At 74.4% G+C, this 15,503-nt stretch carries 4 protein-coding genes; all 4 read left to right on the top strand.

Going from position 1 to position 15,503, the window contains the following annotated elements; translation table 11 throughout:
- Positions 1-17: 17 nt before the first annotated feature.
- The 4 genes from ACFYNS_RS09740 to ACFYNS_RS09725 are packed head-to-tail and all read left to right on the top strand — an operon-like array spanning position 18 to position 15,468.
- Positions 18-3,581 carry a beta-ketoacyl synthase N-terminal-like domain-containing protein gene (locus tag ACFYNS_RS09740; protein ID WP_360293666.1) on the top strand — a complete coding sequence of 1,188 codons (3,564 nt, stop codon included), beginning with the start codon at positions 18-20 and terminating at the stop codon, positions 3,579-3,581.
- 50 nt (positions 3,582-3,631) lie between these two features.
- A complete protein-coding gene (locus ACFYNS_RS09735) occupies positions 3,632-9,646 on the top strand; it encodes an amino acid adenylation domain-containing protein (RefSeq protein WP_388601910.1) in 6,015 nt (2,004 codons plus the stop codon).
- Entirely contained in the window at positions 9,643-13,332 is a 3,690-nt protein-coding gene (fabD, locus tag ACFYNS_RS09730) for an ACP S-malonyltransferase (protein WP_388601907.1), read from the top strand. The genes ACFYNS_RS09735 and fabD overlap by 4 nt, the downstream gene beginning before the upstream one ends.
- A 51-nt stretch (positions 13,333-13,383) precedes the next feature.
- The gene (locus tag ACFYNS_RS09725; protein WP_388601904.1) at positions 13,384-15,468 is read left to right on the top strand and encodes an acyltransferase domain-containing protein; all 2,085 of its coding nucleotides are present in this window, start codon (positions 13,384-13,386) and stop codon (positions 15,466-15,468) included.
- Positions 15,469-15,503: the final 35 nt, after the last annotated feature.

Genomic DNA, 15,503 nt, shown 5'->3' with positions numbered 1-15,503 from the left:
AACCGGGAGGGAGAGACATGTCCGAGGTTGTGCGCGTGGTCGAGGAGGCCGCGGCCAAACTGAATCTGACCACCGTTGCGGGACTGGACCTGGCCAGGTCGGTTTCGCTGGTCGAGGCGATCAACACGGAGCTGGGGACGAACCTCTCCAGCGGGGTGGTCGCCGACCACCCCGACATCGGCCGGCTCGCCGCACACGTGGAGTCGGTGCTGGCCGCGCAGGGCCCCCAGGAGGAGGTGGCGATCGTCGGGCTGCACTGCCGGACCGGCGGCGCCGCCGGCCCGGAGGAGTTCTGGGACCTGGTGCGGGAGGGCCGCGACGTCACCCGGGAGATCGACGACCCGGTCGCGGTCCGGATGTTCCAGGAAGCGTTCCCCGGCGCGGCGCTGCCCCGCTACGGAGCGATGCCGGACACCGACGCGTTCGACCCGGGGTTCTTCCGGATCGCGCCCACCGAGGCCGCGGCCATGGACGCGGCCCAGCGGGTGCTGCTGGAGTCCAGCTACCACGCGCTGGAGGACGCCGCCATCGACGCCGCCACCCTGCGCGGGCAGCGGGTCGGCACCGTCGTGGGCACCACCGGGCTGGCGCCCCAGGCCGAGTACAACGCGCACTCGCTGCTCGGCTCCGACACCAGCGTGATGGTCTCCCGGCTGGCCTACCACCTCGACCTGGCCGGTCCGGCCCTGGCGATGGACACCGCCTGCTCCTCGTCGCTGGTGGCCCTGGACCTGGCCGCCCGGCTGCTGCTGTCCGACGAGGCCGACCTGGTACTCGCGGGCGGCGTGTACACGGCCAACCACCCGGGTGTGTTCCTCACCATGCAGAGCCTGGGCACTGTCTCGGGCACCCGCAGGTGCCGCCCCTTCGACGCGGCCGCCGACGGCATGCTGGTCGGGGAGGGCGTGGGCATGCTCGTCCTCAAGCGGCTGTCCGACGCGCTGCGGGACAACGACCGGGTGCACGGGGTGATCCGGGCGAGCGGCACCAACCAGGACGGCCGCACCTCCGGCATCACGGCCCCGAGCACCCAGGCACAGGCCGGGCTGCTGCGCGGCGTGCTGAACCGCAGCGGCGTCGCGGCGGAGGACCTGGGCTACTTCGAGGCGCACGGCACCGGCACCACGCTGGGCGACCCCATCGAGATCGCGGGCATCACCTCCGCCTTCGACGGGCTCACCGACCGCACCGGGTACTGCCCGATCGGCTCGGTGAAGGCCAACATCGGCCACACCATGGGCGCCGCCGGAGTGCTCGGCGTCATCAAGGTGCTGCTGAGCATGCGGGCCGGAGTGGTGCCGCCCGCGGCGAACTTCAGCACGCCCAGCCCGCACATCGACTTCTCCGCGGCGCCGGTCCGGGTGGCCACCGAGGAGTCCGGGTGGGCGCCGGGACCGGACGGCCGCCGGCACGCCGCGGTCAGCTCCTTCGGCTACAGCGGCACCAACGCGCACCTGGTCCTCTCCGACCTCCCGGCCCCCGCGCGGCCGCGGGCCGCCCGCCCCGGGCGGCACCTGGTGCCGCTCTCGGCGCGGAGCGAGGAGCGGCTGCGGGCCAAGGCCGCCGAGCTGGCCACCGCGCTGCGCGGCCCGCTGGCCGGTTCCGACCTGGCCGATGTGGCCTACACCCTGCAGGTCGGGCGGGAGGCGATGGCGCAGCGCGCGGCCGTGGCCGCGGACTCCACCGCCGAGCTGGCCGACCGGCTGGAGGGGATCGCGGCGGGGGAGAGCAGCGAACCGCAGGACCTGGCCCCGCCGCTGGCCGAGGCAGCCAGGCAGTGGGCGGCCGGGGAGCCGGTGTCCTGGGCACGGCTGCACCTGGGTGCGGCGCCGCGCCGGATCGGGCTGCCGGGCTACCCGTTCGAGCGGCACCGCTACCCGCACGTGTGGGCCGACGGCACGCCCATCGAACGCCCCACCGACGGCTCGGCACCGATGTCCCCGGCCGCCTCAGCCGACAGCGCCCGTGGCGGGGGGTCCGCGCAGCCCGCCGGACCCGTCGAGGAGACCGCGCCCGGAGTGCCGTCGGTGCTGCCGGAGCTGGACGCCGCGGCGGCCGCACACCTGGCGGAGCACCCGGACCGCACCAGTCTGCGGGCCGCGCTGGAGGCCGAGGAGCTGGCGGACGAGCTGGCCGCGCTGTGCGAGCAGCTGCTCCTGGCGTCGCTGCGCCGGATGGGCGTCTTCGCCGCGGCGGGGGAGCGGTACACCGTCCAGGAACTGATCGGGCGGCTCGGCGTGGTGGCCGAGCACCACCGGCAACTCGCCGGGCTGGTGCGGATCCTGGTCGATGCCGGGCATCTCGCCGAGGACGGCGACGGCTTCGTCACCACCGAGCGGTGCGCGGCGGCCACCCTCCAGTGGGAGGAGACCGAGGTGGACCGCCTCACCGGCGGGCTGCTGGAGCGCAGGCCGGAGATGGCGGGCTTCGCCAAGCTGCTCACCACCTGCCTGGACGCCTATCCGGACGTGCTCACCGGCAAGCGCAAGGCACACGAGGTGCTGTTCCCCGACGGCTCCTTCACCGCGGTCGAGGGCGTCTACCACAGCGACCAGGACGCCAACGCGCTCGTCGCCCGGCTGGTCGCGGACTACACGGCAGCCCGGCTGGAGCGCGACCCTCAGGTGCCGGTGGCGGTCGTGGAGGTGGGAGCGGGCACCGGAGGCACCACCGCCTCGGTGCTGCCCGCGCTGTCCCCCTACAGCGACCGGGTGCGCTACACCTACACCGACATCTCCCGCGGCTTCACCCGCTACGGGGCCGACCGCTACGGCAGCGAGCACGACTTCCTGGACACCGCCGTGCTGGACATCGAACGGCCCGCGGCGGCACAGGGGTTCGCCGGGGGCGAGTACGACGTGGTGCTGGCCACCAACGTCCTGCACGCCACCGCGCGCATCGACCGCACGCTGGCCAACGCGCGGTCCCTGCTGCGGCCCGGCGGCATCCTCATCCTGCTGGAGGTCACCCGGGTGCAGCCGTTCCCGACCCTGACCTTCGGACTGATGCCGGGCTGGTGGTCGTTCGAGGACACCCGGCTGCCGAACGGGCCGCTGCTCAGCGCCCCCATGTGGCGGCAGGCGCTGGAGCGGGCCGGACTGGGCTCGGTGCGGGCCTACTCGCTGCTGGCCACCCGCGAGGACCGGGCGCTGGAGTCGGTGCTGCTGGCCGAGAACGCCGGTGCCACCGACGCCGCCGCACCGGTCGAGCCGGCCGCGGCCGCGACGGCCGCGGCGGCGTCCGAGCGGCGTGCCGCGCCGGTTCCGGCAGTGGCCGGCGGCGGGGCCGTGCCGGCCACCGCCGAGGGCGGCGCGCTGGAGGCCATGGTGGCCGAGGCGGTCGCGGAGGTGCTCGGGCTGGCCTCGGTGGCACCGGCGGACGACTTCCACGAGCTGGGCGGCGACTCGATCCTCGCCACCCAGGTCATCTCGCGGCTGCGGGACCACTTCCCGATCGAACTCGACCTCGGTGGCCTGTTCGAGGCCGGAACCGTCGCCGCGATGGCCGGGCTCGTGGAGACCGAACTGGTCGAGCGGATCGACGAGCTCCCCGAGAGCGTCGTCGCCGACATGCTCGCCTGACCCGCGCCCCGGCCCCCACCCCACCGAACTCGGCAGAAGGAGCACTCCCCATGTCATTGGACGAGAAGGCCGGCGCGGGCAGCGATCGGCTGTCGCCGCAGAAGCGGGCGCTGCTGGCCAAGCTGGCCGGGGGCCGTCGGCAGCCGGGGTCCGCAGCGGGCGGCGGTATCCCCCGGCGCGATCCGGGGGTCCGGCCCCCGCTGTCGTTCGCACAGCGCAGGCTGTGGTTCCTCGACCAGATGGTGCCCGGCAGCCCCGCCTACAACGTGGTGATGACCTTCGCCATCAGCGGCCCGCTGCGCCCGGACCTGATCGGCCGCGCGGTGGACGAGATCGTGCGCCGGCACGAGGCGCTGCGCACCACGCTGCCGGACGAGGACGGCGAGCCGTGGCAGCGGGTGGCCGAGGAGCTGACCCTCCCGGTCGTCACGCACGACCTGCGCGCGGAACCCGAGCGGCTGGACGCCCGTATCGCCGAACTCGCCAGGGAGCCGTTCGACCTGGCCGAGGGGCCGCTGCTGCGGGTCGTGCTCTTCCGGTTGGCCGAGGAGCGCTGGGTCGTCTTCCTCAACGCGCACCACGTGGTGGTCGACGGATGGTCCCTGGGGCTGTTCTGGGAGGAGCTGCTGACCCTCTACGACGCCTACGACGCGGGCCGGCCCTCGCCGTTCCGGGAGCTGCCCATCCAGTACCCCGACTTCGCGCTCTGGCAGCGGGAGCACCTGAGCGGCGAACGGCTGGAGAACCAGCTCTCCTACTGGCGCGAGCGGCTCTCCGGCATCACCGAGCACCTGGAACTGCCCTTCGACCGGCCCCGCCCCGCCGTGCAGAACTTCGAGGGCGGCGACGCCGAACTGGTCTTCCCCGGCACGGTGCGCGACGGCCTCCAGGAGCTGGCCCGCGAGCAGGGCGTCGGGCTGTACACGGTGCTGCTCGCGGCGCTCCAGGCACTGCTGCACCGCTGGACCGGGCAGCGGGACATCCCGGTGGGCTCGCCGGTCACCAACCGCACCCACACCGACGTCGAGCCGCTGATCGGGTTCTTCGTCAACACCCTGGTGCACCGCACCCAGGTCAGCGGTGAGCAGACCTTCGCCGACCTGGTGTCCGCGGTGCAGGAGGGCGCCTCCGGTGCGCAGCGCAACCAGGAGGTCCCGTTCGAGGCGATCGTGGAGGATCTGCGGCCCGAGCGCTACCTCAGCCAGAACCCGCTCTTCCAGGTCTGCTTCAACTTCCTGCCCGCCCGTCCGCTGCGCTCCCCGGCGGGACTGACCGTCGAGCGCATCTCCGGCGTACGCAACGCCACCTCCAAGTTCGACCTGTGGATCAGCATCGTCGACCGGAACGACGACCTGCTGGTGGAGGTCGAGTACAACTCCGCGGTGTTCGACCACGACACCGTCGACCGGCTGCTGGCCGCCTACCGCACCGTGCTGGAGGCCGTGGGGCGGGACGCGGGTACCACCGTCGCCCGGCTGCCGGTGATGACCGACCAGGAGCGGGCACGGATCGAGGACGAGTGGGGCCCGCAGTCCGAGACCGTTCCGGTCCCCGCCGAGCTGGCCCACGAGCTGTTCGCCGAGCACGCACGCCGCACACCCGAGGCGGTGGCGGTACGGCACGAGGGCCGCGGCCTCACCTACCGCGAGATCGACGAGCAGTCCGACGCCCTGGCCCGCGTCCTGCGCGACCGGGGCGTGGGGCGCGGCACGCTGGTGGCGCTGGCCACCGAGCGGTCACCGGAGCTGGTCTCGGGCGTGCTGGGCATCCTCAAGGCGGGCGGCGCCTACGTTCCGATCGATCCGGCCTACCCCGCCGAGCGGATCCAGTATCTGCTCGACGACAGCAAGGCGCAGATCGTCGTCACCCAGCGGCATCTGACCGACCGCCTCGCGGCCGGCGGCGCCGCGGTGGTGACCGTCGAGGGCCATCCGCCCGCGGAAGCACCGGGACGGCTGCCCGGAGCGGGGCCGCAGGATCCGGCGTACGTCATCTACACCTCCGGCTCCACCGGCAGGCCCAAGGGCGTGCAGGTCAGCCACGCCAACATCACCCGGCTGTTCGCGGCGACCGACCGCTGGTTCGGGTTCGGTCCGCAGGACATCTGGTCCCTGTTCCACTCCGCGAGCTTCGACATGTCGGTGTGGGAGCTGTTCGGCGCGCTCACGCACGGCGGCACCCTCGTCGTGGTCCCCCACGCGGTCAGCCGCTCGCCGGAGGACTTCCTCCGGCTGCTGCGCGAGGAGCGGGTCACCGTCCTCAACCAGACGCCGCTGGCCTTCCGGCACCTGGCCGCGGCCGAGGAGGCGGCGCCGCCGGGCGAACTGGCCCTGCGCGTGGTGTCCTTCGGCGGCGAGGCGCTGGATGTACCGGGGCTGCGCTCGTGGTTCGACCGGCACGGCGACCGGCAGCCCCGGCTGGTCAACATGTACGGCATCACCGAGACCACCGTGCACGTCACCTACCGCGAGATCACCCGGGCCGATCTGGAGTGGGCCTCGTCCGGATCGCCCATCGGCGTCCCCATGCCCGACCTGTCGGCGCGAGTGCTCGACGGCTACGGCGAGCCCAGCCCGATCGGGGTGCGCGGCGAGCTGTACGTGGGCGGCAACGGGGTGACCCTGGGCTATCTGGACCGGCCGGAGCTGAACGCCGAGCGGTTCGTCGAGGGCCCGGGCGGACGCGAGTACCGCTCCGGCGACCTGGTGCGCTGGCTGCCCAGTGGCGAACTGGAGTACATCGGCCGCGCCGACCAGCAGGTCAAGATCCGCGGCCACCGGGTGGAGCTGGGCGAGGTCGGCGCGGCGCTCACCGAACACCGCGGGGTGCGGGAGGCCGTCGTACTGCCCGATGCGGACGGCAGCCGACTCGTCGCCTATGTGATCCCGCAGCGGGACGCCGACGCCGACGCCGGCACCGACGCGGACGCCGGCACTGCCACCGCCGACGCCGCCGGGGACGGCGAACGCGGCGTGGAGTGGCGCGAGGTGTTCGACCGGGTCTACGACGAGGGCCCGGCCGTCGAACCGGGCTTCGACATCCGCGGCTGGACCAGCAGTTACACCGGCGAGCCGCTGTCCCCGATGGACATGTGGGAATGGACGACCAGCACGGTCGACCGCGTGCTGGAGCTGGGCCCGAAGCGGGTGCTGGAGATCGGCTGCGGTACCGGGCTGCTGCTGTCCCGGATCGCCCCGCACTGCACCGAATACCACGGCACCGACATGTCCGCGACGGCCGTCCGGAACCTGCGCGAGACCGTGGTCGAGCCGCGGCCCGACCTGGCGGACGTGGAGCTGCACGTGCTGCCCGCCCACGACCTGACCGCGTTCGCAGACGGGCAGTTCGACACCGTCGTCATCAACTCGGTGGTCCAGTACTTCCCGGACCCGGCCTATCTGCGCGAGGTGATCGCGGGAGCGCTGCGGGTCGTCGCCGACGGCGGCACCGTGTTCGTCGGCGACGTACGCGCGCTCCAGGTGTTCGACACCTTCCACGCCGACGTGGAGCTGCGCCGCGCCGACTCCGCACCCGGCGCCGCACAGGCGCGGACCCGCATCCGGCACGCCGCCGCGCAGGACCGCGAACTCGTGCTGGACCCCGCCTTCTTCGACCTGCTGCGCCGTGACCATCCCGGGATCAGCCGGGTCGAGACGCAGTTGCGGCGCGGCGAGCGGGACAACGAGATGAACCGCTACCGCTACGACGCCGTCCTGCACACCGGCGCCCCGGTGGCCCAGCAGGTGCCCGAGACCGTGCTCGACTGGGCGGCGGACGGGACCACCCTCGCCTCCGTCGAGGAACTGATCCGCACCCGCGACCCGGAGGCGGTCGTGGTGCGCGGTGTGCCCAACGCGCGGCTGGCCGACGTCGTCGCGGCGCGGGCAGCGCTCGACCGGGCCGGCGCCGAGGACCCGGCCCCCGCACTGCCCTCCGACGGCGCCGGGCCCTCCGACGGGGGCGCGGTGCACCCGGAGCGCTGGTGGCGGCTGGCCGGACGGCTCGGCCGTACCGCCCGGCTCAGCTGGACGCCGGGCGCCGCCGACGGCCGCTACACGGTGCTGCTCGCCACTCCCGGTACGGCCCGGCAGTGGATCGCCGACCGGCCCGCCGAGCACGTCCGCGCGGAGGACACCTCGACGGACCCGGCGTTCGCCAACACCGCCGCGGCGCTCCTGCCGCAACTGCGCGCGCACCTGAAGGACCGGCTGCCGGACTACATGGTGCCCTCGTCGTACGTGCCGCTGAACCGCTTCCCGATCAACACCAACGGCAAGCTGGACCGCACGGCCCTCCCCGAGCCGCTGCCCGAGCTCGCCGACGACGCCGAGGACGCCGTCGAACCGGCCACCGGGACCGAACGCGCCCTCGCCGAGATCTGGCAGGAGGTGCTGGGCGCCGGCCGGGTCGGCGCCGGCAGCAACTTCTTCCAGCTGGGCGGCGACTCGATCCACACCATCCGCGTCGTCACGGCAGCCCGCAAGCGCGGCATCGAACTCACCCCGCAGATGCTCTTCCAGCACGGCACCCTCAGTGAGCTGGCCGCCGCGGTCACCGCGGCCGCCGAACCGGACGGAGCCGAACCCGCCGGACCGGCGGACGTCTCGTCCGCCGACGGGGTCACATCCGCCGACGTGCTGGACCGGCTGCGGGCCGACCCCGCCGTCGAGGCCGTCCAGCCGCTGGCGCCGTTCCAGTCCTGGGCCCTGCGCACCCTGCTCGCGCACCCCACCACCGGCGCCTTCCAAGTGCACCGGCTCACCCCCATGCCGCGCGGAATGGTGGACCCGGAGGTGTTCAGCGCGGCCGCGACCGAACTGGCCCGCGCCTACGAGGCGCTGCGCACCTCCTTCGTCTGGGAGGGCGTCGAGGAGCCGATGCAGGTCGTGCACCGCGAGCCCCGGGTCGAGTTCGAGTACGCCGACTGGCGGGGGCTGTCCCCCGCCGAGCAGGACGCGGAGCTGGAGCGCCACCTGGCGGCCGACCGGGAGCGCGGGGTCGACCCCGCGGTACCCGGCGGGCTGCGCTACTTCGTCGCCGACCTCGACGAGGAGCACTGCCTGATGGTGACCAGCCTCAGCTACCTGTGCCTGGACGGCTGGTCCTACGACATCATCGCCCGCCAGTTCGACGCGGTGATCGCTGATCTGACGGCCGGGCGGACCCCGGCACCCGAGACCGGCCTGCGCTTCGCCGACTTCGTCGCCGAGACCCGCGCACGCGACCGGGCCGCCGAGGCGGACCACTGGCGCCGCGCACTGGCCGGGCTGCGGGAACCGGTCGCGCTGGCCCCCCGCGTCCCCGGCAACCGGGTGGGCGCCGAGGAGGGCTACGGCCGCCAGTGGATCAGCCTGCCCGACGACCTGGCCGCCGGACTGCGCGCACTGGTCCCGGAACGGAAGACCACGCTCAACACGCTGTTCCAGGCCGGATGGGCCCTCACCCTCGGAGCCTTCACCGGGGACGGCGACCGGGCCGACGTCGCGCACGGCATGCTGCTCAACGGCCGCTCCGCCGCGCTGGAGGGACTGGAGACCATGGTCGGTCCCACGCTGAACATCCTGCCGCTGCGCACCCGGATCGACGGCGCCGAACCCCTCCCGGAGCTCCTGCGCCGGGTGATGGCCGACATGGCGCAGGTCGCGGCCCACGAGTACACCGTGCTCGACGAGGCCCTCGCACACGGCGAACTGCCGCCCGGGCAACTGCCCTGCGAGAGCTACCTGGTCTTCCAGAACGTCGGGATCGACACCTCCGAGCGGTTCCCGCCGGGGTACTACGTGACCCGGATGGGCTTCCCGCTGCGGGTCGACGTCTTTCCCACCAGCACCATGACCCTGCACATGTCCTACTACCGGGACCTGTTCACCGACGAGACCGTCCGCTTCCTCCTGGGCGCCTACGCGGAGGTCATGCGGGCCCTGCTGGAGGCCGGGGAGGCTCCGGTGCGCGAGCTGCTGGCCGCGGCACGCTGTGCCACGGCCCCGGCCGGTCCGGTGTCCGGCTTCCGGGAGGGGCGCTTCGTCATCAAGGACGTCCTCGCGCTCGCCGGAGGTGGGCAGTGAGCACCCCGACCGTCTTCATGTTCTCCGGCCAGGGCTCCCAGCACTTCGGGATGGGCGAGAGCCTCTACCACCAGGAGCCGGTCTTCCGCACCGAACTGGACCGGCTCGACACCATGGTCGCCGAACTGCTCGGCCGCTCGGTGGTGGCCCAGCTCTACCACGGCGGCCGGGTGGGGGAGCCGTTCACCGACACCCTGGTCACCCACCCGGCGATCGTGATGATCGAGCTGGCCGCGGTCGAACTGCTGCGCGCGGACGGCATCGTGCCCGATCTGCTCCTCGGGTCGAGCCTGGGCGAGTTCACCTCGGCGGCGGTCTCCGGCGTGCTCACCGTCCCGGAGTGCCTGCGGCTCGTCGTGGAGCAGGCCAGGACGCTGCAGGGGCTGCCCTCCGGCGGGATGCTCGCCGTGCTCGCCGACCCCGGGCTGCACGCGCGGATGCCCGAACTGCGGGACCACACCGACCTGGCCGCGCGCAACGGCCCCGAGCACTTCGTGGTCTCCGGGGCCGAGGACGGACTGGCGGCGGCCGAGGCGGCGCTGCGCGCCGCGGAGGTCCCCTGCCAGCGTGTCCCGGTCGAGTACGCTTTCCACTCGCGGCTGCTGGACACCCGCCGGGCCGCCTGCCAGGAGCTGCTGGGGGGCCTGGAGCTGCGCGAGCCGCGCATCCCCCTCGTCTCCTGCGCCACCGGGGAGCCGGTGGCACGCCCGACGGCCGAGCACTACTGGCAGGTCGTGTCCGGTCCGATCGAGTTCGAACGCGCCGTCCGGGGCCTGGAGCGGACCGGCCCGCACCGCTACCTCGACCTGGGCCCCTCCAGCACCCTGCACAATCTGACCACCGCGCTGCTGGGTCCCGCGCGGGGGCGCTCGTATCCGCTGCTGAGCATCTTCGGCCACGACAGCCGGCAACTCGCCAAGGTGCGGGACACCTTCCGGCCCGCGCCCGGCGCCGCGCCGCGGGCCGTCCCACCCGCCCCGTCCGGCCGGCCCGCCCCGCCTCCGGCGGAAGGAGCTTCGATGCAGGTCGCCAAGGTCTACGGGTTCCCGGGGCAGGGCTCCCAGTCCCAGGGCATGGGTGCCGAGCTGTTCGACAGGTTCCCCGCCGAGACCGCCGCCGCCGACGCCGTCCTCGGCTACTCCGTCCGCGAGCTGTGCGAGCACAACCCGCAAGGGCGGCTCCGGCAGACCGAGTACACCCAGCCCGCGCTCTACACCGTCTCGACACTCGCCTATCTGGCACGTCTGGCGGAGGATCCGGTCCCGCCGGACTACCTGGTGGGGCACAGCCTGGGCGAGTACGCGGCGCTGTTCGCCGCCGGAGTCTTCGACTTCGAGACCGGACTGCGCATGGTCGCCCGCCGCGGGGAGCTGATGGGACAGGTCGCCACCGGCTCGATGGCCGCCGTCGTCGGCTGCGACCTGCCGGCCGTCGAGTCCCTGATCGCCGGGATCGACGACGTCCACATCGCCAACATCAACGCCGCCGACCAGATCGTGCTGGCCGGCTCCGACAGCGGCCTGGACGCCGTCAAGCCGCTGGCCGAGGCGGCCGGGGCCCGCTACGGCAGGCTGCGGGTGGGCGGCGCGCTGCACTCACCGTTCGTCTCCGAAGCCGCCGAGGAGTTCGGCCGGTTCCTCGCCGGCCTCCCGTTGAAGGAACCGCGGATCCCGGTGATCGCCAACGTCGACGCCCGGCCGCACGACGCGGCGGGACTCGTCCACCGGCTCACCCGGCAGATGGACCACCCCGTCCGCTGGCTCGACTCGGTCCGGTATCTGCGCCGGCGCGGCCCGTTCGAGTTCGTCGAGCTGGGCCCGGGCCGGGTGCTGCGCAACCTGGTGGCCCGGATCGAGAAGCAGGCGTCCGCCCAGGCGCCGGTGGCGGATTCGCCTGTCGCCGGTCCGTCCGCGACCGCTCCGTCCGCGACCGCTCCGGCCGCGACCGGTCCGTCCGCGGGCGCGGAGTCGGCCGGTCCGGCGCGGTCCGCGGGGTCGGCGACGGGGCCGGCCGCCGTACCCGGGGCGTCCCGGGCGGAAGCCGGACCAGCGAGCGTTCCCGCGCACGAGCCCGCACCCGTATCCCCGGCGGACGGCTCTCCGCGGCCGACGGCAGTGCCCGGGCCCGCGGCTTCGCGGCGGCCCGGAGCCTATCCGGCCGCCGAGGCGGCGGGTCCGGCCCCGGGGCCGGACACTCGGAGTGTCGAACCGACGGGTGCGGCCTCCGGGCCGACCGCCCCGGCCTTCGAACCGGCGGCACCGACGCCCGAACCGTTGCCCACGACCCCGGGGCCGAGCGCTCGGGCCCCCGAACCGGCGGGTGCGGCCCCCGGGTCGAGTGGAGCCGGACCGGCGGTGGCGGGTCCGGCGCAGGCCGCGCCATCAAACGCAGCCGGGTGGCCGGACCCGGACGGGACCGCGGAGTTCACCGGTCTCGGCGCCGCCTCGTTCCGGGAGCGCTACGGACTGCGGCACGCCTGCGTCGCGGGCTCGATGTACGGCGGGGTCTCGGGTCCGGAACTGCTCTCACGGCTCGCCAAGTCGGGCGGCATGGGCTTCTACGGCGCGGGCGGTCTCACCCCGGCCGAGGTGGAGAGCGGGCTCGGCACGGTGGTCGCCGGGCTGGGCCGGGACAACCCCTATGGCGCGGCGCTGCCCTACCAGCAGGCCGACGCCGAGCGGGAGATGGCGCTCGCCGAGCTGTATCTGCGCATGGGGGTGCGGGTGGTGGAGGCGTCCGGCCACCTGGAGATCACCCCCGCGCTGGTGAAGTTCCGGCTCAAGGGCGGAGCGGTGCTGGCGAAGGTCAACCGCACGGACCTGGCGGAGCAGTTGCTCTCGCCCGCCCCCGCGGAAGTGGTGCGGCACCTGCGCGAGCACGGTCACCTCACCGAGGAGGAGGCGGCCGGTGCGGGCTCGGTCCCGGTCGCGACGGACCTGGTGGTCGAGGCCGGTGCCGGGTGGCTGAGCAGCCCGGCGAGCGTGGCCACCGTGCTGCCCTCGGTCCTGCGGCTGCGCGACCGGCTGGCCGCCGGTGCACGGCAGCGGGTGCACGTGGGTGCGGCGGGCGGGATCGGTACGCCCGAGGCGGCCGCCGCCGCGCTGTTCATGGGCGCGGAGTTCCTGCTGACGGGCTCGATCAACCAGTGCACCGTCGAGGCCGCGACCAGCCCGCACACCAAGGACATCCTGCAGAGCCTGTCCGTGCACGACGTGGACGACGCGCCCTGGCCCGAGATGTTCGAGCTGGGCGTGCGGAACACGGTCGTCCGCAAAGGGGTGTTCTACCCGGCCAAGGCGGCGAAGCTGCACCAGCTCTGGCGTGCCCACGACCGCTGGCGGGACATCGACTCCGGCACCCGGGACGAGATCGAGCGGCGGTATCTGCGCCGCCCGTTCGCCGAGGTGCTCGCCGAGGTCGGGCCGGGCGGCAGCCCCAAGCAGGACATGGCCGCGGTCTTCCGGAGCTACCTGGTCCAGGGGCTGGCTCTGGCGCGGCAGGGCGACGCCACCCGGAAGGTCGACTACCACATCCCCTGCGGCCCCGCGATGGGTGCCTTCAACGACTGGGTGCGGGGTACCGAACTCGAACCCTGGCAGCGCCGCAACATCGATACGATTACCGAACATCTGCTCGGCGGCACAGCGAAGTTGCTCGACGCGCGACGGTGCGTTCCCGTCCGCTGACCGGCCGCCGGTCCCGGTGCGGCGGTTCCGTTCTCCCGGAGGTTTCCCGTAGTGAGTTTCGTGCTGTCACCCGTACCCGAGGGCTCCGCGGCGGGCGGTGACCCGATCGCGGTCCTCGGGGTGTCCGGCGCGCCGGACGCGTTCCGGGGCGCGGTCCCCGCCGCAGCCGAGGGTGCCCCCGTCCCGGGCCGACCGGACCCCGGGGCGACCGTGGTGTTCCTGGAGGGGCCGCACGGCGGCGCCGAGGTGGACCCGCTGCCGGGCGCGCCGGTCGAGCGCCTGCCGTCCGGGGATCCGCTGCTGTGCAACGCCGTCGCGGCGGCGCTTTCCTGGCTGCGCGGCGGCGCCGCGCGAACGGCCGTGGCCGGTACCGCCGCGCGGCCGGGCGGCTGGCTGCTCCTCAGGCGCCTGTCCGACGCGCGGGCCGCCGGGGAGAGGGGCCTGTGCCTGCTCGAACTCGCCACCGGCAGCGACGCCGCCCGTACCGGGGTCACCGAACTGCTCGCGGCCGTCCGGCGGTTCCAGGCACCGCCCTCGGTCCCGACCGCCGGTGCCGCCCCGGCTGCGGTTCCGGAGCGGCCGACCGCCGCCTCGGAGCAGTCCGCCACCCTCGCCACCGCCGCCGCTCCGGAGCGGACCGCCCCCGACCAGGAGCGGTCCGCCCGCGACCGGGACCGGCCCGCACTGGCCGGCGCGGTGCCCTGGCCGGTGTCCGGCCGCTCGGAGACCGGAATGCGGACCGAGGCGCGGCTGCTCGCCGCGTATCTGCGCGAGCACCCCGAACTGGACAGCCACGACGTCGCACACGCCCTGGCGACCGGCCGGGGCGCCGCCGAGCACCGCGCGGTCGCGGTGGGCGCGGACCGCGCGGAGCTGCTGGCCGGACTCGACGCGCTGGCCGCCGGGCACGACCACGAGGGCGTGGTGTGCGGCACCGCGCGGCCGGCCGGCGGCGTGGTGATGATGTTCCCCGGCGCCGGGGGCCAGTGGCGCGGCATGGGCGGCGGACTGTGGGACAGCTCCCCGGCGTTCCGGGAGAGCGTCCTGGCCTGCGCGGAGGCGTTCGCACCGTACGTGGACTGGTCGTTGGTCGACGTGGTGCGCGGTCGCCGCGGCGCCGCCTCGCTGAACCGGGTCGAGGTGGTGCAGCCCGCTCTGTTCACCGTCACCGTGTCGCTCGCCGCCGTCTGGCGCTCCTTCGGGGTGGTCCCGGCGGCCGTGCTGGGCCACTCCCAGGGCGAGATCGCCGCGGCCCATGTCGCGGGCGCGCTCCCGCTGCCGGACGCCGCCCGCGTGGTGGCCGCGCGCAGCCGCCTCATCGCCGGGGCGCTGGCGGGCAAGGGCGCCATGCTGTCCGTGCCGCTGCCCGCCGCGCAGGTCCGCGGACGACTGGCGGAGCTCGGCGGCGGGCTCGCCGTCGCGGCCGTCAACGGACCGGCCACCACCAGCGTGGCCGGCAGCCCGGACGCGATCGAGGAGCTGTTCGCGCGACTCGTGGACGAAGGTGTCCGGGTGGCCCGGATCGTCTCGGACTTCGCCTCCCACTCGGGGCAGGTCGAGGCGATCCACGGCCCCCTGCTCGAGGAGGTGGGGCCCCTTCGCCACCGCTCGACCGACACCCTGCTCTGCTCGACGGTGACCGGCCGCGTCCTGGACCCCGCCGCGCTCGACACCGAGTACTGGTACCGGAACCTGCGCCGGACGGTGGAGTTCGACAGCGCGGTGCGGACCCTGCTGAGCCTGGGGTTCAGCACCTTCGTCGAACCCTCCGCGCATCCCCTGCTGACCGCCCCGGTGGCGGACATCGCCGCGGACACCGGGACCGAGGTCCGGGCCGTCGGCTCGCTGCGGATGGGGGAGAGCACAGCGCAGCGCATGCTCACGTCCCTGGCCGAGGCCCAGGTGGCCGGGGTGCCGGTCGACTGGGGGAGCGCCTGCGCCTCCCGCGGCCGGATCGAACTGCCCACCGGGCCGCTGCCGCGGCAGCCCCCGCACCCGACCGCGGCGGGCGGAGCGGACGCCGTGTCCGCGCCGGGCGCGGCCGGGGACGGGTTCTGGCGTGCGGTGGACCGCGGGGACCTGGCGGGCGCGCTCGGGGTCGTACTGCCCGCACTGAGCTGGACGGACGGCTCATGACCGGACTGGATGTGACACTCCATGGAGGTGTGGTG

Source organism: Streptomyces sp. NPDC006925 (assembly GCF_042869575.1).
Classification (GTDB): Bacteria; Actinomycetota; Actinomycetes; order Streptomycetales; family Streptomycetaceae; genus Streptomyces.
The sequence above is the reverse complement of the archived record's forward strand: the minus strand, read 5'-3'. Positions and strand labels throughout refer to the sequence as shown.